This is a genomic window from Thiomonas arsenitoxydans (genome assembly GCF_000253115.1).
Classification (GTDB): Bacteria; Pseudomonadota; Gammaproteobacteria; order Burkholderiales; family Burkholderiaceae_C; genus Thiomonas; species Thiomonas arsenitoxydans.
The window spans coordinates 2,603,330-2,624,827 of sequence record NC_014145.1; the positions used below are offsets into that span (position 1 = coordinate 2,603,330).

At 60.4% G+C, this 21,498-nt stretch carries 25 protein-coding genes; 12 read left to right on the plus strand and 13 right to left on the minus strand.

The annotated features are described in order from the left end of the window. Window positions 1–218 precede the first annotated feature (218 nt). The 8 genes from rpsU (at window position 219) to ftsB (ending at window position 6,415) form a co-directional block, all read left to right on the plus strand. Window positions 219–431 carry a 30S ribosomal protein S21 gene (gene rpsU / locus THI_RS12155; RefSeq protein WP_013106552.1) on the plus strand — a complete coding sequence of 71 codons (213 nt, stop codon included), beginning with the start codon at window positions 219–221 and terminating at the stop codon, window positions 429–431. Between the two features lie 156 nt (window positions 432–587). Further along, window positions 588–1,037, plus strand: a complete 450-nt coding sequence (locus THI_RS12160; RefSeq protein ID WP_013106553.1) for a GatB/YqeY domain-containing protein — start codon at window positions 588–590, stop codon at window positions 1,035–1,037. Between the two features lie 16 nt (window positions 1,038–1,053). Beyond that, the gene (locus THI_RS12165; RefSeq protein ID WP_013106554.1) at window positions 1,054–1,905 is read left to right on the plus strand and encodes an alpha/beta fold hydrolase; all 852 of its coding nucleotides are present in this window, start codon (window positions 1,054–1,056) and stop codon (window positions 1,903–1,905) included. Between the two features lie 28 nt (window positions 1,906–1,933). Continuing rightward, the gene (locus THI_RS12170; protein WP_013106555.1) at window positions 1,934–3,583 is read left to right on the plus strand and encodes a CTP synthase; all 1,650 of its coding nucleotides are present in this window, start codon (window positions 1,934–1,936) and stop codon (window positions 3,581–3,583) included. Between the two features lie 15 nt (window positions 3,584–3,598). Further along, window positions 3,599–4,465, plus strand: coding sequence for a 3-deoxy-8-phosphooctulonate synthase (gene kdsA, locus THI_RS12175; protein ID WP_013106556.1), 867 nt, complete (start codon window positions 3,599–3,601; stop codon window positions 4,463–4,465). Window positions 4,466–4,470: 5 nt separating this feature from the next. Continuing rightward, the gene (locus THI_RS12180) at window positions 4,471–4,758 is read left to right on the plus strand and encodes a DUF1330 domain-containing protein (RefSeq protein WP_013106557.1); all 288 of its coding nucleotides are present in this window, start codon (window positions 4,471–4,473) and stop codon (window positions 4,756–4,758) included. Between the two features lie 49 nt (window positions 4,759–4,807). Continuing rightward, on the plus strand, window positions 4,808–6,091 hold the full coding sequence (eno, locus tag THI_RS12185) for a phosphopyruvate hydratase (RefSeq protein WP_013106558.1): 1,284 nt from the start codon (window positions 4,808–4,810) through the stop codon (window positions 6,089–6,091). A gap of 24 nt (window positions 6,092–6,115) precedes the next feature. Then, window positions 6,116–6,415, plus strand: coding sequence for a cell division protein FtsB (gene ftsB, locus THI_RS12190; protein ID WP_013106559.1), 300 nt, complete (start codon window positions 6,116–6,118; stop codon window positions 6,413–6,415). A 33-nt stretch (window positions 6,416–6,448) separates the two neighbouring features. Here ftsB and hslO read toward each other — a convergent pair whose 3' ends face one another. Together hslO and THI_RS12200 are read right to left on the minus strand one after the other, a co-directional pair. Next, window positions 6,449–7,390, minus strand: coding sequence for an Hsp33 family molecular chaperone HslO (hslO, locus tag THI_RS12195; protein WP_013106560.1), 942 nt, complete (start codon window positions 7,388–7,390; stop codon window positions 6,449–6,451). After that, window positions 7,387–7,914 (minus strand): gamma carbonic anhydrase family protein, encoded by a 528-nt coding sequence (locus THI_RS12200; RefSeq protein ID WP_013106561.1) that lies wholly within the window; start codon window positions 7,912–7,914, stop codon window positions 7,387–7,389. The genes hslO and THI_RS12200 overlap by 4 nt, the downstream gene beginning before the upstream one ends. A gap of 27 nt (window positions 7,915–7,941) precedes the next feature. Here THI_RS12200 and aat point away from each other — a divergent pair, with 27 nt between their 5' ends. Next, window positions 7,942–8,685, plus strand: coding sequence for a leucyl/phenylalanyl-tRNA--protein transferase (aat, locus tag THI_RS12205; protein WP_013106562.1), 744 nt, complete (start codon window positions 7,942–7,944; stop codon window positions 8,683–8,685). Next, window positions 8,682–9,437, plus strand: coding sequence for an arginyltransferase (locus THI_RS12210; RefSeq protein ID WP_013106563.1), 756 nt, complete (start codon window positions 8,682–8,684; stop codon window positions 9,435–9,437). Before aat ends, THI_RS12210 begins: the two co-directional genes overlap by 4 nt. Before the next feature lie 9 nt (window positions 9,438–9,446). Here the strand turns inward: THI_RS12210 and THI_RS12215 are convergent, their stop codons facing one another. Further along, entirely contained in the window at window positions 9,447–10,868 is a 1,422-nt protein-coding gene (locus THI_RS12215; protein ID WP_013106564.1) for a LutB/LldF family L-lactate oxidation iron-sulfur protein, read from the minus strand. Window positions 10,869–10,870: 2 nt separating this feature from the next. Continuing rightward, on the minus strand, window positions 10,871–11,602 hold the full coding sequence (locus THI_RS12220) for a (Fe-S)-binding protein (RefSeq protein ID WP_013106565.1): 732 nt from the start codon (window positions 11,600–11,602) through the stop codon (window positions 10,871–10,873). 128 nt (window positions 11,603–11,730) lie between these two features. Here THI_RS12220 and THI_RS12225 point away from each other — a divergent pair, with 128 nt between their 5' ends. Further along, window positions 11,731–12,537 carry an IclR family transcriptional regulator gene (locus THI_RS12225; protein WP_013106566.1) on the plus strand — a complete coding sequence of 269 codons (807 nt, stop codon included), beginning with the start codon at window positions 11,731–11,733 and terminating at the stop codon, window positions 12,535–12,537. A gap of 36 nt (window positions 12,538–12,573) precedes the next feature. On the opposite strand, the gene pbpG is transcribed toward THI_RS12225, so the two are convergent. Continuing rightward, complete coding sequence (gene pbpG / locus THI_RS12230; protein ID WP_064135069.1) at window positions 12,574–14,055, minus strand: D-alanyl-D-alanine endopeptidase; 1,482 nt, start codon at window positions 14,053–14,055, stop codon at window positions 12,574–12,576. Between pbpG and THI_RS18910 the strand changes: the two genes are divergently transcribed. Further along, window positions 14,054–14,200 carry a hypothetical protein gene (locus tag THI_RS18910; protein WP_155816278.1) on the plus strand — a complete coding sequence of 49 codons (147 nt, stop codon included), beginning with the start codon at window positions 14,054–14,056 and terminating at the stop codon, window positions 14,198–14,200. The two genes, pbpG and THI_RS18910, sit on opposite strands and share 2 nt — an antisense overlap. Before the next feature lie 33 nt (window positions 14,201–14,233). Here the strand turns inward: THI_RS18910 and soxB are convergent, their stop codons facing one another. From soxB to THI_RS12270, 8 genes are all read right to left on the minus strand, one after another. Continuing rightward, window positions 14,234–15,973 carry a thiosulfohydrolase SoxB gene (gene soxB, locus THI_RS12235; protein WP_013106568.1) on the minus strand — a complete coding sequence of 580 codons (1,740 nt, stop codon included), beginning with the start codon at window positions 15,971–15,973 and terminating at the stop codon, window positions 14,234–14,236. Window positions 15,974–16,056: 83 nt separating this feature from the next. Further along, window positions 16,057–16,707 (minus strand): sulfur oxidation c-type cytochrome SoxX, encoded by a 651-nt coding sequence (gene soxX / locus THI_RS12240; RefSeq protein WP_013106569.1) that lies wholly within the window; start codon window positions 16,705–16,707, stop codon window positions 16,057–16,059. 16 nt (window positions 16,708–16,723) lie between these two features. Beyond that, window positions 16,724–17,626 (minus strand): sulfur oxidation c-type cytochrome SoxA, encoded by a 903-nt coding sequence (gene soxA, locus THI_RS12245; protein ID WP_231836184.1) that lies wholly within the window; start codon window positions 17,624–17,626, stop codon window positions 16,724–16,726. 8 nt (window positions 17,627–17,634) lie between these two features. Further along, the gene (gene soxZ / locus THI_RS12250) at window positions 17,635–17,946 is read right to left on the minus strand and encodes a thiosulfate oxidation carrier complex protein SoxZ (protein ID WP_013106571.1); all 312 of its coding nucleotides are present in this window, start codon (window positions 17,944–17,946) and stop codon (window positions 17,635–17,637) included. 104 nt (window positions 17,947–18,050) lie between these two features. Next, a complete protein-coding gene (gene soxY, locus THI_RS12255) occupies window positions 18,051–18,524 on the minus strand; it encodes a thiosulfate oxidation carrier protein SoxY (protein WP_013106572.1) in 474 nt (157 codons plus the stop codon). Between the two features lie 50 nt (window positions 18,525–18,574). After that, window positions 18,575–19,699, minus strand: a complete 1,125-nt coding sequence (locus THI_RS12260) for a c-type cytochrome (protein ID WP_013106573.1) — start codon at window positions 19,697–19,699, stop codon at window positions 18,575–18,577. Continuing rightward, entirely contained in the window at window positions 19,677–21,056 is a 1,380-nt protein-coding gene (gene soxC, locus THI_RS12265) for a sulfite dehydrogenase (RefSeq protein ID WP_013106574.1), read from the minus strand. Before soxC ends, THI_RS12260 begins: the two co-directional genes overlap by 23 nt. 12 nt (window positions 21,057–21,068) lie before the next feature. Further along, a complete protein-coding gene (locus THI_RS12270) occupies window positions 21,069–21,467 on the minus strand; it encodes an ArsR/SmtB family transcription factor (RefSeq protein WP_013106575.1) in 399 nt (132 codons plus the stop codon). Window positions 21,468–21,498 lie beyond the last annotated feature (31 nt).

Sequence of the window (21,498 nt, forward strand, 5' to 3'; positions counted from 1 at the left end):
TGTGGCTGGGTATTTGTTGCCTTCAAAATTAGGGCATATAATCTTTAGGTTTTACTCCTCGACACGGCAGGCCACACTAGGCTTGGCTGCTGCGAGTTTGGCCCACGCAGCCCAGTACCCAAGCAGTTGAACCGCGTCGTTGAAACGTCTAGTACGACAACGACAGCGGCAGCACGACAAACCCACCTGGCCTGCCTACATTGGATTGAAGCTCATCAATGACCACCATTCGCGTTAAAGAAAACGAGCCGTTCGACGTCGCACTGCGTCGCTTCAAGCGCACCATCGAAAAACTCGGCCTGCTCACCGAACTGCGCGCTCGCGAGTTTTATGAAAAGCCGACCGCAGAGCGCAAGCGCAAGAAGGCCGCCGCGGTCAAGCGCCACTACAAGCGTATCCGCAGCCAAACGCTGCCCGAGCGCAAATACTGATTCCACCCGCCTGATTTTCCGCTGATTTTTTTCGTTTCCGCGCGCTGACTTTTGTTTTGTCTGGCGCCCGCAACGGAATGCGCAAGGCAGCAACGCGCATCTGCAGCTCGCCTCATAGCCCGCCCATCGATGCGGGCTTTTTGCATTGGACTCACCATGACAATCAAAGACCGTATTCAGGATGACATGAAGGCCGCCATGCGCGCCAAAGATGCGCCGCTGCTTGGCGCCATTCGCCTGCTGATGGCCGCGATGAAACAGAAAGAAGTCGACGAACGCATCGAGTTGGACGACGCGGCCATCGTGGCGATCATCGACAAAATGATCAAGCAACGCCGCGACGCGATTGCGCAATTCACCCCGGCCGGGCGCCAGGATCTGGTGGACAAAGAGGCCGCCGAAATCGTCGTTCTCGAACGCTACCTGCCCGCACGCCTGGACGCCGCCGCCATTGACGCCGAGATCCGCGCGCTGATGGCGCAAACCGGCGCCAGCGGCCCGCAAGATTTGGGCAAGCTCATGGGCCCGCTCAAGACGCAGCTTGCCGGTCGGGCCGACATGGCTTTGGCTGCAGCCCGCGCCAAAGCCCTGCTCAGCGGCGCCTGATTCCGGGTACGGCGCCGTGAAGCCAAGCTCCGACGCCAGTTCGCGCCCTTTGTTGGTGTTCTCCCACGCCAACGGCTTTCCCGCTCCGGTGTATCGCAAGCTGTTTCAGGCGCTCGAACCGGCATTTCGGGTGCGCGCCGTGCCCATTTACGGTCACGACGCCCGGTATCCCGTGCGCGATGGCTGGAAGCCGCTGGCGCAGCAACTGATCGATTACCTGCAGCGCGATTGCCACGGCGAGCCTGCCGTACTGGTCGGGCACTCGCTGGGGGGCTATTTGAGTCTGATGGCCGCACATGCCCGCCCCGAACTGGCGCAGCAGGTCATTCTGCTCGACTCGCCCGTGGTGTCTGGCTGGCGCGCGCGGCTGCTCTGGCTGTCCAAACGCACCGGGCTGGGCGAGCGATTCTCGCCCGCTGCGGCGGCCAAACGACGGCGCACGCGCTGGCCCGACGTTGACGCCGTGCGCACCCATTTCTCCTCGAAAACCGCCTTTGCACAATGGGACCCGGAAATGCTGGGCGACTACTGCGCGTTCGGCACCCGGGCCGATCCGCAGGGCCGGGCGTTGGCCTTCGAGCGCGACATCGAATACCGTATCTACAAAACCCTGCCGCACCAGCTCGGCGCCCTGGCGCGCGAGCCCTTTCCCGTGCCGGTGAGTTTCATCGGTGGACGATCATCGCGCGAAATCCGCATGGCCGGAATGCAGACCACGATGCGCTTGGCGCAAGACCGGCTGCAGTGGATCGATGGCTCGCACCTGTTCCCGTTCGAGGCGCCGCAGCAGACCGCACGCCTGATCGAGCGGGCTTTCGACCTTGCCAGCAACGCCTGTCATCCAGGTCTCAAAACCTGCTCCCTATAATGCACTTTTACCGGCATTCGTCGCGGCTATGACCAAATATGTGTTCGTCACCGGCGGAGTGGTGTCCAGCTTAGGCAAGGGCATCTCATCCGCATCTCTTGCCGCGATTCTCGAATCGCGCGGCCTCAAAGTCACCCTCATCAAACTCGATCCCTACATCAACGTCGATCCAGGGACCATGAGCCCCTTCCAGCACGGCGAAGTCTTCGTCACTGAAGACGGCGCCGAGACCGATCTCGATCTGGGGCATTACGAGCGCTTCATCACCACCCGCATGCGGCGGGTGAACAATTTCACCACCGGCCAGATTTATGACAGCGTGCTGCGCAAGGAACGTCGCGGCGAATACCTCGGCAAGACGGTGCAGGTGATTCCGCACATCACCAACGAAATTCAGGATTTCGTTCGTCGCGGCGCTGGCGAGGGCACCGCTGACGCGGTGGATGTCGCCTTGGTGGAAATCGGCGGCACGGTGGGCGACATCGAATCCCTGCCTTTTCTCGAAGCCGCGCGGCAGATGAGCCTGCGCATGAAGCGGGGCGACTGTGCCTTTGTTCACCTCACCCTCGTGCCCTACATTCCGGCCGCTGGCGAACTCAAGACCAAGCCCACGCAGCACAGCGTGCAAAAACTGCGCGAGATCGGCATCTCGCCCGACGCCTTGCTGTGCCGCGCCGACCGCCCAATTCCCGACGATGAGCGTGCCAAGATTTCCATGTTCTCGAACGTGCGCGAAGACGCGGTGATTTCGGTGTGGGACGTGGACACGATCTACAAGATTCCGCAAATGTTGCACCAGCAGCATCTCGACGACATCATTTGTGAAAAGTTGGGCATCACGGCGCCTCCTGCCAACCTCAAGGTCTGGAACGATCTGGTGCAGGCGCTCGAACATCCGCAGCACACCGTGCGCATCGCCATGGTGGGCAAGTACGTCGATCTGTCGGACTCGTACAAGTCGCTCAACGAAGCCTTGCGCCACGCCGGCATCAAGACCAGTTCGCGCGTCGAGATCAGCTATCTCGACTCGGAAACCCTAGAGCCGACCAACATCGCTCAGCTCGACGGCTATGACGCCGTGCTCGTGCCCGGCGGATTCGGCAAGCGCGGCGTCGAGGGCAAGATTCTTGCCGCGCAATATGCGCGCGAGCACCGCATTCCCTACCTGGGCATCTGTCTGGGCATGCAGGTGGCCACCATCGAATTCGCCCGCCACGTCGCTGGGCTGCCGCAAGCCAACAGCACCGAGTTCGAGCCCGACACCCCGCAGCCCGTGATCGCGCTGATCGACGAGTGGCTCGACCGCGACGGCAGCGTGCAGAAGCGTCACGCCGGATCCGATCTCGGCGGCACCATGCGGCTGGGCGCCCAAAGCTCCGATGTGAAACCGGGCACCCTCGCTCACAGCATCTACGGCAATGTGGTGACCGAACGTCATCGCCATCGCTACGAGGCCAACGAGCACTATCTGGCTACCCTGCAAAAAGCCGGGCTGGTCATCTCGGCCATCACGCAGCGCGAGCACCTCACCGAAATCATCGAGTTGCCGCAAACCGTGCATCCGTGGTTCGTCGGCGTGCAGTTCCACCCGGAATTCAAATCGACGCCCTGGGGCGGCCACCCGCTGTTCACGGCCTTCATTCAGGCCGCCCTGCAACGCCACGCCGCAAACGCCTGATCCGCACGCCTCGCCATGCCCACTCCACAAACTCTTTGCGGATTTCCCGTCGGCCTCGATCAGCCGTTCTTTCTCATCAGCGGCCCCTGCGTGGTCGAGTCCGAGCAGTTGCAAATGGATGTAGCCGGGCAGTTGCGCGACATCTGCCGTTCCCTCGACATCCCGCTGATCTTCAAATCGAGCTACGACAAGGCCAATCGTTCGAGCGGAGCGTCGTTTCGCGGCCCCGGCATGGAGCAGGGTCTGGAAATTCTGTCCAAGGTGCGGCGCGACATCTGCGTGCCCGTTCTCACCGACGTACATACCGCCGAAGAGGCCCCGCGTGTGGCCGAGATCGTCGATGTGCTGCAGACGCCGGCCTTCCTCTGCCGCCAGACCGATTTCATTCATGCGGTCAGCAGCCTGGGCAAGCCGGTGAACATCAAAAAAGGCCAGTTTCTCGCGCCGGGCGACATGAAAAACGTCATCGCCAAGGCGCGCGCCGCCGCCGCACAGGCGGGGCATCCTGACACCTTGTTCATGGCCTGTGAACGTGGCGTGAGCTTTGGCTACAACAATCTGGTCTCTGACATGCGCTCGCTGGCCATCATGCGCGAAACGCAAAGCCCCGTCGTCTTCGACGCCACCCATTCGGTGCAACTGCCCGGCGGCCAAGGCACGAGTTCCGGCGGACAGCGCGAGTTCGTTCCGGTGCTCGCCCGCGCGGCCATTGCCGCGGGTGTGGCGGGCGTTTTCATGGAGACCCACCCCGATCCGGCCCATGCGCTGAGCGACGGCCCCAACGCGGTGCCGCTGCACCACATGCGCGCCCTGCTCGAAAGCCTCAAAGACATCGACGCCGCAGTCAAGCGCCGCGGCTTCCTCGAAACCCACTTCAACTAATCCCCATGAGCGCCTACATCATCGCCGACGTCGATGTGACCAACCCCCAGCAGTACGAGCAATACAAGGTGTTGTCGTCCCAGGCCATCGCGGCGCATGGCGCAGAGATCTGCATCCGCGGCGGCGCGGTCGAGGTACTCGAAGGCGACTGGTCGCCTACTCGCATCGTGCTGCTGAAGTTTCCAGACCTTGCAGCGGCGCGCAGTTTCTACGACAGCGCCGAGTATCTGCTGGCGCGGCAGGCGCGTGCCGGTGCCGCCACCATGCGCATGATCGCCGTGCAAGGCGTCTAAAACCTATCTTTGTTCCCATCTTTTCTCACATTCCCTGACAGGAGTCTCCATGAGTGCCATCGTTGACCTCACCGCCCGCGAAATCCTCGATAGCCGCGGCAATCCCACAGTCGAATGCGACGTGGTGCTGGAAACCGGGTTTATCGGCCGCGCCGCCGTGCCGTCGGGCGCTTCCACCGGCACGCGCGAAGCCATGGAGCTGCGCGACGGCGACAAGTCGCGCTTCGGCGGCAAAGGCGTGCTGCGCGCGGTTGAGCACATCAACACCGAAATCACCGAAGCGGTGATGGGCCTGGACGCCACCGAGCAAACCTTCCTCGACCAGACTCTGATCGACCTCGACGGCACGCACAACAAGTCACGCCTGGGCGCCAATGCCATCCTGGCCGTCAGCATGGCCGTGGCCAAGGCGGCGGCCGAAGAAGCCGGCATGCCGATCTACCAGTATCTCGGCGGCTTTTCGGCGCGCGAGCTGCCGGTGCCGATGATGAACGTGATCAACGGCGGCGCCCACGCCAACAACAGCCTGGACATGCAAGAGTTCATGATCATGCCGGTGGGCGCGCCCAACTTCCACGAAGCGCTGCGCTACGGCGCCGAGGTGTTCCACGCGCTCAAGGGCATCCTGAATGATCGCGGCCTGCCGACCACCGTGGGCGACGAAGGCGGCTTCGCGCCCAACGTGGCCAACCATGAAGCCGCGCTGCAACTCATCGTCGAAGCCATCGAGAAGGCGGGCTACCGCCCGGGCGAGCAGATCGCCATCGCCCTCGACCCGGCTTCGAGCGAGTTCTACAAGGACGGCAAGTACCACCTCGAAGGCGAAGGCCTGGTGCTATCCACCGAGGAAATGGTCGATTTCTACAACAACTGGCTGGGCAAATATCCCATCGTGTCCATCGAAGACGGCCTGGCCGAACAAGACTGGGACGGATGGAAGCTGCTCAACTCCCGTCTGGGCAAGAAGGTGCAGTTGGTGGGCGATGACATTTTTGTCACCAACACCTCCATCCTGAAAAACGGCATTGCCGACAAGCTGGCCAACTCCATTCTGATCAAGGTGAACCAAATCGGCACTCTGACCGAGACCTTCGCCGCCATCGAAATGGCCAAGCGCGCAGGCTGGACCGCCGTGATCTCGCACCGCTCCGGCGAAACCGAAGACAGCATCATCGCCGACATCGCCGTGGCCACCAATGCCGGGCAGATCAAGACCGGCTCGCTGTCGCGCAGCGACCGCATCGCCAAGTACAACCAGTTGCTGCGCATCGAAGAAAACCTGGGCGAGACCGCCCGCTTCCTCGGCCGCGACGTGTTCTACAACCTGCGCTGATTTCACCGCACGCGGCCGATCGTCATGCGCTGGGTCACCGTTCTGCTCGTGAGTTTGCTGCTGTTGCTGCAGTGGCCGCTGTGGTTCGGCGAGCGGGGCTGGTTCGCGGTGCAGCGGCTGGAAAATCAGCTGAGCCAGCAAGAGCAGGCCAACGCGCTGGCCCAGCAGGACAACGACCGCCTGGCCGCCGAGGTCCACGACCTGAAAGCCGGTCTTGGCGGTGTTCAAGACCAGGCCCGTCGCGAAATGGGCATGGTCAAGCCCGACGAGATTTTTGTGCAGATCGTGCCGCCCGCGCGGGCGGCCAGCGCCAGCGCCCGATAAAAAGGGGCCCGGCGCAGCCCTCTCTGTGACGCATCAATGACGTATTGAAGCCACCGGCGGTTGAACCAGGGTGTTGACAAACACCTGAGCCGCATCGATGGCATCAAAGGCATAGCCCTGACCGCAGAATTCGCAGCGAACATCCACCTCGCCGCGCTCCGCGATAATCGACTCCACCTCCTCGCGCCCCAGCATGCGCAACATGCCCACAACGCGATCACGCGAACAGGTGCAGTGAAAACGCGGGGTCTTCGGCTCGAAAACCCGGGCATCCTCTTCCCAAAACAGGCGCCTGAGCACTTTCTCGGGCGCGAGCTGCAACAGTTCATCGGAAGTCAAGGTTGCCGCCAGATGGCGGGCACGCTGAAAGTCTTCGTCGGGTTGTTCCGCCCCCTCGGCGGTCTGTTTCTCACCGGGCATACGTTGCAGCAGCAAACCGCACACAGCCTCATCGTTGCTGGCCAGCAGAAGCAGCGAGTCGATCTGCTCCGATTGCGCCAGATACTGTTCCAGCATGGCAGCGAGCGACGGCAGCGTCTGGCCCTGCTCATCGGTCAGCGCCACGATGCCTTGGTAGGGCTGCAGGCCGGATTCGGGATTGCGCGGATCGAGGGTGATGGCGCAGCGTCCTTTGCCATCTGGATTGACCAGCGACGCCAGGTCTTGGGGCAAGGCCACAGCCTCCTGCAAATCGTCGGCCATCTTGGCCGTTGCCCGCAACCCGAAGTCGGGCTGACACTCGGCGACAGCGAGCTTAAGCGGCCCGTCGCCCTGAATCTGCAAAATCAAGGCGCCATCGAATTTCAGGCTGCCCGCGAGCAAGGCGCTGGCTGCCGCCATCTGCCCCACCAGTGCGGCGACCTCCTGCGGATAGGTGCGGCGCCTCTGCAACTCGGCCCAGGTGGACTCCAGACGGACGAGGACGCCGCGCACATGGCCCGTGCCCAGCATGAATTTGACGAGTTGATCGCTCATGAATGCATTAGTTGAAGTTCTTGGGCAAAGCGCTGGGCGCGCTCAACGTAGTGTTCGGCACTGCCTTTCAGCGCGGCAATGGCCTCGGGCGTGAGTTCGCGCGCCACGCGTGCGGGCGCACCCAAAATCAGCACCCCATCGGGAAACACTTTTCCCTCGGTGACCAAGGCGCCGGCACCCACCAGGCTATTGCGGCCAATCTGCGCGCCATTCAAGACCACCGCGCCAATGCCGATCAGGCTGCCCTCGCCGATGGTGCAGCCATGCAGCATGGCCTGATGGCCGATGGTGACGCGCGGCCCTACCGTGAGCGGATAGCCGGGGTCGGTGTGGAGCACCGAACCATCCTGCACATTCGAATCCTCTCCGATCTCGATGAGTTCGTTGTCACCGCGCAGCACGGCCGAAAACCACACGCTGGAACGCGGTAGCAGCCGCACTTTGCCCATGACCTGCGCGCCCGGCGCCACATAGGCATCGGCGGCGATCTCGGGGCGCCAGCTGGCGAATTGGTAAATTGGCATGATGGATCACTCCAGAAAAATCAGGCCATGAACTGGCAAATCCCCCGGCTTGAACCGGGCGATGACTTTCCGCCCGCATCGCAGGCGCTCCCCGCATTGTCGCCGTTCCCCGGCCTGCTTGCCGCGGGCGGACAACTCGACGCCGACACCCTGGAGCGAGCCTACCGGCAGGGTATTTTCCCCTGGTTCAGCCCGGGCGAGCCGCTGCTGTGGTGGAGTACCGATCCGCGCATGGTGCTGCGGCCCGAGCAGTTGCATGTGACGCGCTCGCTGAAAAAATCGGCACGTCGGTTCGGTCGCAGCGCCGATTGGCATCTTCGGATCGACACCGCCTTCCCCCGCGTGATGCAGCAGTGCGGCGCGCAGCGCGCCGACACCGGCACCTGGATCACCCCCGACATGCTTCAGGCCTACACCACCCTGCACGCGCGCGGCCTGGCCCACAGCTTCGAGCTGTGGGAGGGCGATGCGCTACGCGCCGGTCTGTACGGCGTGTGCATCGGCCGCATGTTCTACGGCGAATCCATGTTCACCGAGGTGAGCGATGGCTCGAAAACCTTGCTGATGGCGCTGTGCGGGTTTTGCCTGCGCCAGCGCATCGACCTGATCGATTGCCAGCAGCAGACCGACTATCTGGCGCAGATGGGCGCTGCGCCGATCGCACGCGATGCGTTTTTGCACCATGTGGCGCAAGCCACAAGGCAATCGGCCGTACCGGGCTGGCAGTATGATGATTCAACCTTTCTCACCGACTGCGCGCGCTGGCTGTGACCCATCCCAAAGAACTTCCACTCACGACCCTGCAGTTCTACGCCACGGCAAGTTACCCGTGCAGTTACTTGCCGGGCCGCATGGCGCGCTCGCAGGTGGCCACGCCCAGCCATCTGATCAATGCCGATGTGTACTCCGATCTGGTGCGCGCCGGCTTTCGTCGCAGCGGCCTGTTCACCTACCGCCCGCAGTGCGAAGACTGCCAGGCCTGCCTGCCCATCCGCGTGCTGGCGGCGCAGTTTTCGCCCAACCGCACGCAGCAAAGAGCCTGGAGGCGACATGGCGATCTCTCGGTGCGAGTGCTCAAGCTCGGCTTCATCCCCGAGCACTATCAGCTTTATCTGCGCTATCAGGCCGCACGCCACACCGGCGGCGGCATGGATCACGACAGCATCGACCAGTACGCTCAATTTCTGCTGCAAAGCCGGGTGAACACCCGGCTGGTCGAGTTTCGAGCCCCCGCGCAGGCTGGCGCAGAGCTTGGCGCCCTCAAGATGGTCTCGGTGGTCGACGTGCTGTCCGACGGCCTTTCAGCGGTGTACACCTTCTTTGAAACGGCGGACGCCGGCACCAGCTACGGTACCTACAACATCCTCTGGCAGATCGATCAGGCGCGCTCCATGCAGTTGCCGCATGTGTATCTGGGCTACTGGATCGCGCACAGCCGCAAGATGGCCTACAAATCCAATTTCACGCCGTTTGAAATCTACCGCGACGGCGGCTGGTTCAACCCGCTGTCCGCAAGCGTTTGACCTCCGCAGTCACCCCGCCGCCTTGCCCTTGGCGCGCTGTGCGAACTGCTGTTTGAAGGTTACCTGCGACGGCACGGGCAAATCGCGGTAGGCCGTCCACCCCGAGGCGCCTGGCAGGTTTTGCACCCGCCTGCGCTCGCCACCCATCAGCCGCAAGACCCTCGACGCCAGTCGCACACTAGGCCGATACAGCCAGGCATGCCGCGCGGCATAGCTCCACAGCCTCAAGGCCCAGCGCTCCATGCCCGGCCGCATTTCGCGCTCGAATTGCTGTTCGCGCATTTTGCGCAGCAGATCGGGCAGCGGGATTTTCATCGGGCACACGACCTGACATTGCCCGCATAGCGTGGCGGCCTGCGGCAAATCCTGCGTGCTTTCAAGCCCCTGGTAACTCGGCGTCAGCACCGACCCCATCGGCCCCGGATACACCCAGCCGTAGGCGTGCCCGCCAATTTTCTGATAGACGGGGCAATGGTTCATACAGGCGCCGCAGCGTATGCAGCGCAGCATCTCGGCAAACGCACCGCCCACCAGACTGGTGCGTCCGCCATCGAGCAGCACCACATACATATGCTCCGGGCCGTCACGGTCGCCCTCGCGCCTCGGCCCGGTGAGCACGGAGAAGTAGTTGCTGATGGTCTGCCCCGTCGCCGAACGGGGCAGCAGGCGCATCACCGCCGCCAGGTCTTCGAGCGTGGGCAGCACCTTCTCCACCCCGGTCACCGCCACATGCACCCGCGGCAGGATGGTGCACATGCCCTCGTTGCCCTCATTGGTGACCAGGGCGACGGAGCCGGTTTCAGCCACCACGAAATTGCCCCCGGTAATGCCCATATCGGCCGACAGAAACTTCGCCCGCAGCACCTCGCGGGCCTCACGGGTCATCTCGGGGATGTCGGTCTTGCGCGGCGTGTGGTGCGTGCGCGCGAACAGATCGGCGATCTCCTCTTTGTCCTTGTGCACCACGGGCGCAATGATGTGCGAAGGGGGCTCGTTACCATTGATCTGCAGGATGTACTCGCCCAGATCGGTCTCCGTCACCTGCACGGCTGCGGCTTCCAGCGCCGCGTTCAAGCCCATCTCCTCCGACACCATCGACTTCGACTTGATGGCCTGCTTGCAATCGTGCTTTCGGGCGATCTGCACCACCAGATCGGCGGCTTCCTGCGGGGTTTGCGCCCAGAGCACCGTGGTGCCGCGGCGCTGCGCTTCGGCTTCGAATCGCTCCAGCCAGACATCGAGCGTCTTCAGCGCCACGTTGCGGCGGTTCACCGCAGCGTCTCGAATCTGCTCGAACCCGTCCAGCGCAGCGATGGCCGCTGCCCGGCCGGTCACAAACTTGGTCGAGAGCTTCTTGAGGTTTTGCTGCAAACGCTGATCAGCCAGCTTCTGGCCGGCGCGCGCCTTGAAGTGCAGAGTCTGTGATTCCATGATCAGCGCTTTCCACTCAGCACTTCAGCGATATGAAGCACCTGAGTTGTGTTGTCTCCCTGCCGCCGCAGCCGTCCTTCGATTTGCATCATGCAGCCCAGATCGCCCAGCACCACGGCACGCGCCTTGGTCGCCTGGATGTTGGCGCACTTGTCGTCGGCAATGGCGGCGGAAATATTGCCGTACTTCACCGCGAAGGTACCCCCAAAGCCGCAGCACTGCTCGCATTGCTCCATTTCGCACAGACTGAGTCCGGGCACGAGCGACAGCAGTTGACGGGGCTGTTGCTTGATGCCCAATTCGCGCAAACCCGAGCAGGAATCGTGATACGTCACCTCCCCCTCGAACGCGCCGGGCACCTCGGTCAGATGGGCCACACGCACCAGAAAGTCGGTAAGTTCAAACAGACGCGGCTGTATGGTGGCGAAACGACGCAGCAAATCAGGCTGGTCTTTGAGCACATCCGGATAGTGCGTCTTGATCGTGCCCATGCAGGAGCCGGACGGGGCGACCACGTAGTCGAACGACTCGAATTCGTCGAGAAACTTTTCCGCCAGCGCCAGAGTCGTTCGGTGGTCGCCCGAGTTGTGGGCGGGCTGCCCGCAACAGGTCTGCGCCATGGGCACATGCACCTCGAAATGCGCCGATTCCAGCAACTCGACGGCCGCCATCGGAATGCTCGGCCGCATGACATCGGCCAGACAGGTAATGAAGAGACCTACGCGTTTTTTCATGCCCGCATTATCAGTCGTCTGACTGGTGACTGGCTGACGAGTCGCGCTGGCTGAACTACGAAACGAACTGCAAGGCCTCGCGTTTTTCCGATATACAAAAGTCTGTTCCAGCATATAAAATTTTTGCGATGCAGCATTCTTCTGTTTCCCGCAAATCCGAACCGCTCGCAGCACCCGCCGAACCCACCATCCAGGTGCTCGGGCGAGTCTTTGCGCTGCTGGACGTTCTGGCGCAAAACCCCGATCCGATGCAACTCAAAGACATCGGCGCCGCAACCGGCCTGCACCCATCCACGGCTCACCGCATCCTCAACGATCTGGTCGTTGGTCACATGGTCGAGCGAGTTGAAGCCGGCACCTACCGCCTGGGCATGCGGTTGCTCGAATATGGCAATCTGGTCAAGGCGCGTCTGAGCGTGCGCGACGCCGCGCTCGGCCCCATGCGCGAACTTCACCGACTGACCCATCAACCGGTCAATCTGAGCGTGCGGCAAGGCGACGAAATCGTCTATATCGAACGCACCTACAGTGAACATTCCGGCATGCAGGTCATTCGCTCGGTGGGCGGGCGGGCGCCCCTGCATCTGACCTCGGTCGGCAAACTCTTTCTGGCAGCCGACGAGGTGGCCCGCGTCAAGGCCTACACCCTGCGCACCGGCCTGGCCGGGCAGACGCGCAACAGCATCACCAACCCCCAATTGCTGGAGCGCGAATTGAGCAAAGTGCGCCATGACGGTTTTGCGCGTGACAACGAAGAACTCGAACTCGGAGTGCGCTGCATGGCGGCCGGCATTTACGACGACAGCGGCGCTCTGGTGGCCGGTCTGTCGCTCTCTGCGCCAGCCGACCGGCTGATGGAAGACTGGCTGGAAAAGGTGCAGCTGACGGCGCAGCGCATTTCGGCCGCGCTCGGCTACAAAGGCGCGCGGCGCTGATTCGGCGACCGCGCCCCAAAACGCGCGGTGTTGAACTCACTCGCCAAGGTCGGCGGATGACGGCTTTTCCACAAGGGCCGTCCGCACCAAGGCCGCGGCGTTTTCCGGCCCTCGGGCAGGCAACGCCCCTGTACGGGCGACCGGATCATGCAGGGCGTCGAAGCCCTTGGCTTCCAGCCAAGTACGGATGCGCTGGGCATCGCCAAAATGCGAATACTTACCCCACGCATCGAGCAGCACCACAATCACTCGGCGCCCTTCAAATTTGGTCTGCAGCACCAGGCAATGCCCCGCTTCGTTGATGTAACCGGTTTTCTGCAACAGGATGTCCCACCCGCGGTTGAAAACCAAATGATCGGTATTTCGGAATTGCAGTGTGCGCGGACCGACCTCCACCTCGCTCTCGGGATGGGTGGAAAATTCGCGGATCAGGGGATAGTGATACGCCGCCTTGACCAGCAGCGCGAGATCATGTGCGGTCGATTCGTTCTGCGGCGACAGGCCGGTCGGCTCCACGTAACGCGTGGTATTCATGCCCAAAGAGCGCGCCTTGGCATTCATTGCAGGTATGAAGGCGGCCAAGCCCCCGGGATAGTTGCGCGCCAAAGCATGCGCGGCCCTGTTTTCAGAGGACATCAGGGCCAGCTTGAGCAGTTCTTCCCGCGTGAGTTTCGTGCCCGGGCGCAACCGCGAGGAGCTCCACTTCAGGGTGTCGATATCGGCATCGGTGATTTCGATGACCTGATCCATCGGCTGATGCGCGTCGAGAATCACCGCGGCGGTCATCAGCTTGGTGAGTGAGGCAATCGGGCGCGCAGTATCGGCGTTCTTGCTCAAGAGCACGCGATCCGTACCCTCGTCAACGACCAAAGCGGAACCCGAACGCAAACTCAGCGGGTCATCGTTCGCTGCCGTGGACCTCGGCGAGATCTGCAATTCATCCGTCGCGCGCACCACGGATGAGGCCGCCCCGGTCATCAGGGCTGCTTTCAGAACGAGCGGATCCGGACGGCGTTTCTCAGCGGCAATCCGCGTAGCTGGCAATTGACCTGTGCGCGCCTCCTTGTTGCGCACAGTCACAGCGATACGCCTGGAAGCCGCGCCCTGACGCATCTTGACCACGATCGGTCGGGCACTGGGATGCGCGCGCTTATCCACCGCAACCCGCCGAGCCTCTTGCTCTTTCGCTGTGACTTTCCTGACCGGCTCAGTCTTCGCCTCGGCTTTGCCGCGTTTCTTTGAAAGACCAGCTGATCGCACTTGATGAGTTGATCGTGTCGCTGGTTTCTTGGCGACCTGCTTCTGAGCAGTCGGCCGTTCGGTCGTTTCTTTGCTGATCGCAGCGAAAGCGGGCGTCGCGATCAAGGACAGGGCGAACAACGCCGCCACCAGAACGCCCGGCCAGTACAACAGAGCGCCCCCGAGTCTCCCCTTCGGCGTCCATCTTCCCAAGAAGGTGAGAAACCCTTGGGAAGGCCCATCGTGTTTCTCAGGAGAGTAAAAAAAGGAAGACTGCATGATGACCGCAAGGCAAGATGAAAATAATGTGACCAGCCTATCAAAGGCTGCAATAACAAGCAAGATCAAAAACTTGGCTTGTGTTTCTCAAGTGGCGGCTAAACGCAGCACGTTCGCAGCCAAAGCAAACGGCCCGCTGCATTGAGCGGGCCGCTTTTATGCGCTGCAATCAGCGCGTTCAGAACATCTTGTTGTAGTTCGCCAGGCCCGGATTGCCCTTCACGCCGATGAGCTTGGGCTCATTCACCTTCAAGGGCTTGATGACCTTCTGGTGCTTGAGATACTCCTCGACAATATCCCAGATCGGCGGGTTGTCGGGTGTTGCGCTGGCCTGCTGAACCGGCGCCCATCCCGCGACCTTGTAGGTCTTCTTGGGATCGAGCGGCTTGCCGCCCAGACGCATGTCCTGAATGCGGTTGCCCATTTTTTCTTTCGGGGCACAGCTGTACTCCAACGCGCCCAGACGCACCATGTCACCACCCTGCTGGTAGTAGGGATCCGGATTGAACAGGTTGTCGCAGACGTCTTCCATCACGTTCTTGACCGTCTCGCCCGTCATCTCGGACAGGGTGCAGTACGGGTAGGTGATGGCCAACTGCGTCATCATGTCTTCGCGGGTGATGGGCGCACCTGGCAGCAGGCTGCCGCCCCAGCGGAAACCCGGCGAGAACGCGAGATCGCCGCCACGAACGGCCAGCATCGCATCGACCACCAGTTGGTCCCACGTACCGTTGAAATTGCCACGGCGATACAGCAAACCTTCGGTGTGCGCAAGCACTTCGGTCAGTTTGCTTTCGTACGGCGCGCGCACCTTGGTGATCAAGGCCTCCATTTCAGGGTCGGCTGGCAACAACTCGGAGAACACCGGCAGGAGCTTGTACTTGTAGCCCACCATCTTGCCACCGCGAACATCGAAGTCCATGACGCCCATGAACTTGCCGTGAGAGCCAGCGTTGGTCACCAGGGTCATACCGCCAGAAGGACGACGGATTTCCACCGCGACGGCCTCGCCATCATGGGTATGTCCACCGAAAATGCAGTCGATGCCCTCCACCAGACTGGCCATCTTGCGGTCGACGTCCATACCGTTGTGAGAGATCACCACAACCAGTTGGGCGCCCTTCTGCTTCACTTCCTTGACCACTTTTTGCATGTGGTCGGTATCAATGCCGAAAGTCCAGTCGGGGATCAGATAGCCGGGATTGGCGATTGGCGTGTAGGGGAAAGCCTGCCCGATGATGGCGACCTGTACGCCATTCATCTGCTTCATCACATAGTTCGGGAAAACCGGGTCGCCGAAGTCCGCCGTTTTCACGTTCTGCGCGACAAAATCGATCTTGCCCTTGAAATCCTTATCGACGATCTCTTTCACGCGGTCTTGGCCGTAGGTGAATTCCCAGTGCGCCGTCATCACGTCCACACCCAGTTTCAACTGAGCGTCGACCATGTCCTGTCCCTTGGTCCACAGCGATAGGGCTGTGCCTTGCCAGGTATCGCCGCCGTCGAGCAACAAGGCGCCCGGCCGCGAAGCCTTCAATTGCTTGACCAGGGTCGCGATATGGGCATAACCACCCATCTTGCCGTACTGCTTGGCCGCGCGTACGAAATCGAGATAGGTGAAACCATAAGACTCACGGGTATTCGGCTTGAAGCCGACCCGCTTCAAATAATTCGTGCCCACAAGGTGGGGCAGGTGCCCTTCCATTCCGGCAATACCGATATTCACATTCGGCTCACGGAAATACACGGGATGCAAATGCGCGTGACTATCCGTCATGTGCAGAAAATGCACATTGCCACTCTTGGGCGGGTTGTACAGGCTTTTGACTTCCGCGGCGGTTGCCTCGCGGGTCATGGGAAAACCGGTGGCCGCAGCAGCTGCCAATACACCCATAAATTCACGACGGGTCAGGCTCATTCAAATATCCTCATCAAAAAAATAAAAAGCCCGCCAAATCAATAGCGATCAGGCGGGCGCCACTCAAATTAAGTTTCTTATTATTAGTTGGCGTTAACGGGAGACTTCGGATCCATCAGAAGCGCCATTACGTCCTTCATCTGCTGCTCAGTCAGAATATGGTGCGCACCAAATGAAGGCATCCAGCTGCATGCGTTGTAAGCTGCAGAGTCATAAATCCGACCCCAGGTGTATTTCAGGATGGCCTCGCTATTGCCGCGAAGTTTCCCGTAGTCCACCAGTGATGGGCCGATATTGCCTTGCGAAGGATCATTCTTGACCATTTCATGGCAGGCCAGACAATTTCCGCCGCTAGGCTTGTCAGGATTGTCACTCCATTGCTTGCCCTTGCCGTCCTCAGCAATCTTCAGGCCCGCCTTCCAGTCTCCAAGGAATTTACCATCCTTGGGATAGACGATACCCGCCATAGCCTCAGATTCGAGTTTCTTGCTCATTTCAGCAGGCATGGGTTTTCCGAGATACTCATACTTAGAGCACTCATACTGCTGCTTGGTCTGAACCAGACGATCTAGTTTAGCTTGTCCCTTCGGGGCAAAGTCATTTTTCAGAATGCTCTGAAAGGAGGCTGTCGCAAACGGGTTGCCCCCCTCAGAGGCGGATTGATTCATGCCTGCGCAGCCGCCAAGAACTCCGGCCGCTGCCGTCATGAGTACGAACAAAGTGGTTCTTTTCATGTTGTCTCCTCAGGTCTCAGCGCTTGAACGAAGGCGTGTGCAGGGTCGCGCCATTCGAATTCACACCCATGTAGGTAATCAGGTCGATGACCGCATTCGAAGTCATCTTGGGCATGGGGAAGCGTTGTTGACGGAAGCAAGCCAGCATGCGCCATTCAAGCGTACGAGCTACGCCTTGCGAGTTGGGGTAAGCTGGCCATGTCGCGTAAGACACTGCAGCGCCCTTGGGCCCAGTGTCAATGAGATCAGGCAATGCGGAGATTTTGATCCGCTTATCCTTCTCGGAGTGACAGGTGGCGCAAGAAAAACTGAAGGGCCCGCCACGATAGAAGAACAGCTTTTTACCATTCTCATACGCCAATTTTTCTTCCGGCGTGTTTTGCGGAATGGCGATTTTCATATTGTCAGATTCATGAGCAACATACATCGCCATGTTGACCAGCGGAGTCGCATTGCCGCTTTCTTTGGCGAAAGCATCATGTTCAGCTTGCTGATCAGTAAAGCCTTGCAGGGTTTCCATGCAGGTAATCAGGCGGGACTCCAGATCTTGCACCTTGCCGGTGTCCGCAAAGTAACGCGGAAGCTGGGCATACGCACCCTTCAGCACCCCGGGACCAAGGCCCAGATTGCATTGTTCCATCGAGGCATTTTTCGGGCCGCGTTTTTCGGTCCAAAGTTTTTTGCCGTCATCGATATTGAAATCAGCGGGGTTACCGCCCATTTCGTTCATCAGGGCTAGATATTGATTGCCCTCATTGGTCAGTGAAGCCGCATTTGCCTGTGCGGCAAATCCTCCGACCCACAGCATGGCGGGTAGCGCAACCCCGGCCAAGATGGCCGTCTTTTTTGTACGGTTTCTCATAGTCTCCTCGCAGCGGTGAATAAACCAGAATGCGCGAAGCCGTTCGACTTCGCGCATGAGATGCATCAAGACACCGTGGTGTCTGCAGTGGACGTATCGCCCTTATTGTCGATCCAGGACACAGTCACTTTGTCACCGGCTTTACCGCCCTTGAAACGGAACTCCAGGAACGGGTTTTTCGAGATGGCCGTGCCCCAGTCGCAGGTCATCACGGTCTTGTCCCCATTTTTGCAGGTGACGGACTGGATGAAGTGGGCGGGAATGATTTGGCCAGCTTTGTCTTTCAGCAGGCCGGTCTCTTCGGGGTGGGTCATCAGAACGCGAACGACCACAGCGTCGCCTTCGACGTTCGCCCGCATACGCATCGGAAATGCCATCGTGTTACTCCTTAAATAGGTGTGTTGCTGGAATCAGCAAAATTCAAAACGGTATCAATAGATCGGGTTGCTGGATCGCGTGGGATCGGGTTGCCGCAGGCTAATCAGCCGCCGCAACCACCCAGCGTGACCTTGATCTCTTTTTTGCTGAACAGCAGCTTGTCGCCAACCTTGGCCACGGCATAGACGTTGGAGGTCTGCGCCATCTTGACGCGGGTAGCCACATTGGGCACTGAAGCGTCGGTCATGTTGAACAAGGCGGCCAGGGAAGTAGGGTTCTTTTCGATCACGATACCCAGCGCGGTGGTACCGGCTGCATTGCTCTTCAAACCTACAGGCACCACAGCGCCGTTTTCGGCAATGTCCGGGCCGATGATGGTGACATCGGTGCTCTCGGTAGGAGTTCCGCCCCAGATTTTCGCCACATCGGCAAACGACTTGGCTTCGAACAGGGGCGCATTCCAACCCGGAGCGTCAGCAGCCAGGGCAATATTGGGCATGAGACCAGCGGTTGCAGCAACGCCCAGGGCGGCCGCGCCTGCACCAATCTGCATGACCTGGCGACGAGTTTGATTCATCAGTCTTCTCCTTAAAGTGAACAGGACAGTACCTGTATCTTGATAACGTATTACTGCTTCGCGCCGTCGACAATCCACTGCGCAATCATCTTGGCATCGCCTTCGCTGATGGTTTGCGGCGGCATGGGGATAGAGCCCCAAACACCTGAACCGCCCTTGATGATCCGTGTGGTCAACTCGGCGACCATATCTTTTTTGCCGGCATACTTGCCAGCGACTTCCTTGTAACCTGGGCCGACCAGCTTGTTGTCACCCAAGCTATGGCAGGCCAGGCAGGACTTGTCTTTCAAAAGAGCAACCACCTTGGCGTCAGGATTGCTGTCCGCCGCGGCTTTTTCCTTGGCTTTCTTTTCCTGCTCTGCCGCTGATTCGGTCATCATGCCGCGGATCGGGCCCCAGGTACGGTACTGATCTGCCAGATTGCCGTTATTGTTCAGCGCAAACTCAGGAATGAAGCTGGTGATTTTGGGAGCTGGAGCGCAGTTTTTCATGCAATCCGTGTTGTGGGTATCCGGGATACCCCCATTCCCGATCTCTTTGCCGGGCCACATGCCGTGGTTCCAGATCATGCCATTGCGGTTAGGCAGCATGTCCTGAACTTGTTGCACGTTGTCACGGGTCAGCACGAAGTTGCCGGGCACCACGTTGGCGAGGTTCAACAGGTAGGCCACCAGCGCATAAGTGTCGTCCCAGGTCAGCGAGCCCGGCTCATTCCAAGGCATGGCGCGGTGGATGTAGTCGAACAGCGTGGACAGCGTGGACAGCTTTTCAATGGTGGTTGCACCATCATTGGTATTCGCCAACTTGGCGACACGACCCGTCTTGATGTCCTGCTTGGTGGCCTGGTAGGCACCGACCAGAGGCGGGAACACCGCGTTGGAATCGGCAAAGTCACCGTGGCACGAAGCGCACTTGGCCTCCCACAGCTTGGTGCCGGTTGCCACGCTGCCTTGACCGACCGGCAGGCCGGCGAAATCAGGGCGAACGTCGATGTTCCAGGCCTTGATTTCATCGGGCGTTGCCGTACGACCCAGGGTGGCATCGAGCTTCAGGTCCTTTGCGGGGACTTGGGGATGGACGGGCATGCCCGCCGCCGAGGCCACCGTGGCGCCGCCGACAAACATTCCTCCCAGAATGACCGCCAGCGCGGCTTTACGAATTCGCGAGTTGGACATTGCGAACATCTCCATTTTCTTCAACTTGCCAAGTTTGGATTGCGTTGTTGTGATAGACGGACCGAGTACCGCGCACTTTGCGCAGTTCTTCATAGGTGGGCTGCACCATGCCGGTTTCGTCAATCGCGCGACTTTGCAGGAAGGCGACCTGCCCCTTCCAAACCCAAGGCACATTGAACCGAGTGAATGCCTTGCTCTGGATCGGCCCTTCAAGACGCGCGGGCTGCCAGTTCACGCCGCCGTCGAACGAGACATCGACACGCTTGATTTTGCCGCGGCCCGACCAAGCCAGACCCGAGACGTTGTAAAGCCCTTTGTCCAACAACACCTGACCACCGGACGGCGAGGTGATCACCGACTTGACTTCCATGACCGAGGTGTATTGACGCAGACGGCCATCGGGCATCAGATCGACGTAGCCCACGGTTTCGTCCTTGGTGGCGAAAGGCTGGGTACCGAGCTTGATGCGGCGCAGGTACTTGATGTTGGAAACGCCTTCGACCCCCGGCACCACCAAACGCAGCGGGTAGCCGTTTTCCGGGCGGAGCATTTCACCGTTCTGGCCGTAGGCCACCAGCACCTCGCCCGACAGCACGAGCGACATCGGGATGGTGCGGTTTTCGGTCGAGCCGTCAGCGCCTTCCGCCATGATGAAGCGAACACCCTTGAGGTCGGCGCCGCAGTCTTCAAGAATGTCGATGAGCGGCACACCGGTGAACTCGGAGCAGGACACCATGCCGTGCGTATATTGCACGGTCGGCAGGGCCACGTTACCCCATTCCATTGCGGAGTTGGCGCCGCATTCGATGAAGTGGAAGCGCGACACCGGCTGCATGCGCATGATGTCGCCCACGGTATAGACCTTGGGGTTTTTGATGAGATTCTTCTCACCCATCACCATGAAGCGGAAGTCTTCCGGGTTGATGTCGTACCAGCCCTGGTGCGAGCGGTTGAAGTGCAGACCCGCCGGCGTGACGATACCGAACATGCCTTGCAGCGGCGCAAAGGCCACGTTGGCCTGATTCACCGCAGCCAGACCCGGACTGATGCGGCGCACCAAGTCTTTTTCGTACTTGGACGGCATGCCGTAAGGCGGCTCGTTCACCGGAGCGCCCAGAGTGGTGCGCCACTCCTGCTCTTTCAGGATGAACTTGCTGCCCTTGTCACCCTCCCAGTCTTTGCGATCGGCTGCGTAGACGTTCGCTGCACCGCCAGCGGCCATGGTGGCGCTGGCCGTCAGAAACGCTTTACGCAAAAAGTCGCGGCGACCTCCCTGAACCTGGGCGATCTGCTCAGCGCTCAGGAAGTTTTCCGGTGCTTTACGCAGCCGGCCTAGCTTTTTTGTGTAGTCACTCATCCTCTTTCTCGCTTAGTAGGCACGTCGGGCCAGGCGATCCGTCTGCGAAACCGATTCAGGATCGTCGAGCTCGATGGCAATTTGAGTACACACGGTCCGGCACAACTGCACTGCCTTCTCGCTCTGCACACGGTAATAAACCAGATTACCGACGCGGCGCTTGGCGACCACACCGGCTTGATACAACACCTTGAGATGCTGGGACACATTGGGCTGGGTCGAATCGACCGAGTCCATGATTTCTGTCACGCTTTTTTCGCCTGTACAGATGGAATTGAGGATGCGCAAGCGCAGGGGGGTGGCGAGGACGCCGAAGAGCTCGGCGGCGGAATCGAACACCCGATCCGCGTCGACCGAGAGATCATCTGCGGGCGACGTCACCAGTTCCGGGAGCGTGTCAGTTTGTGGCATATGAATTTGCTTATAAGCAAGCACTGATATT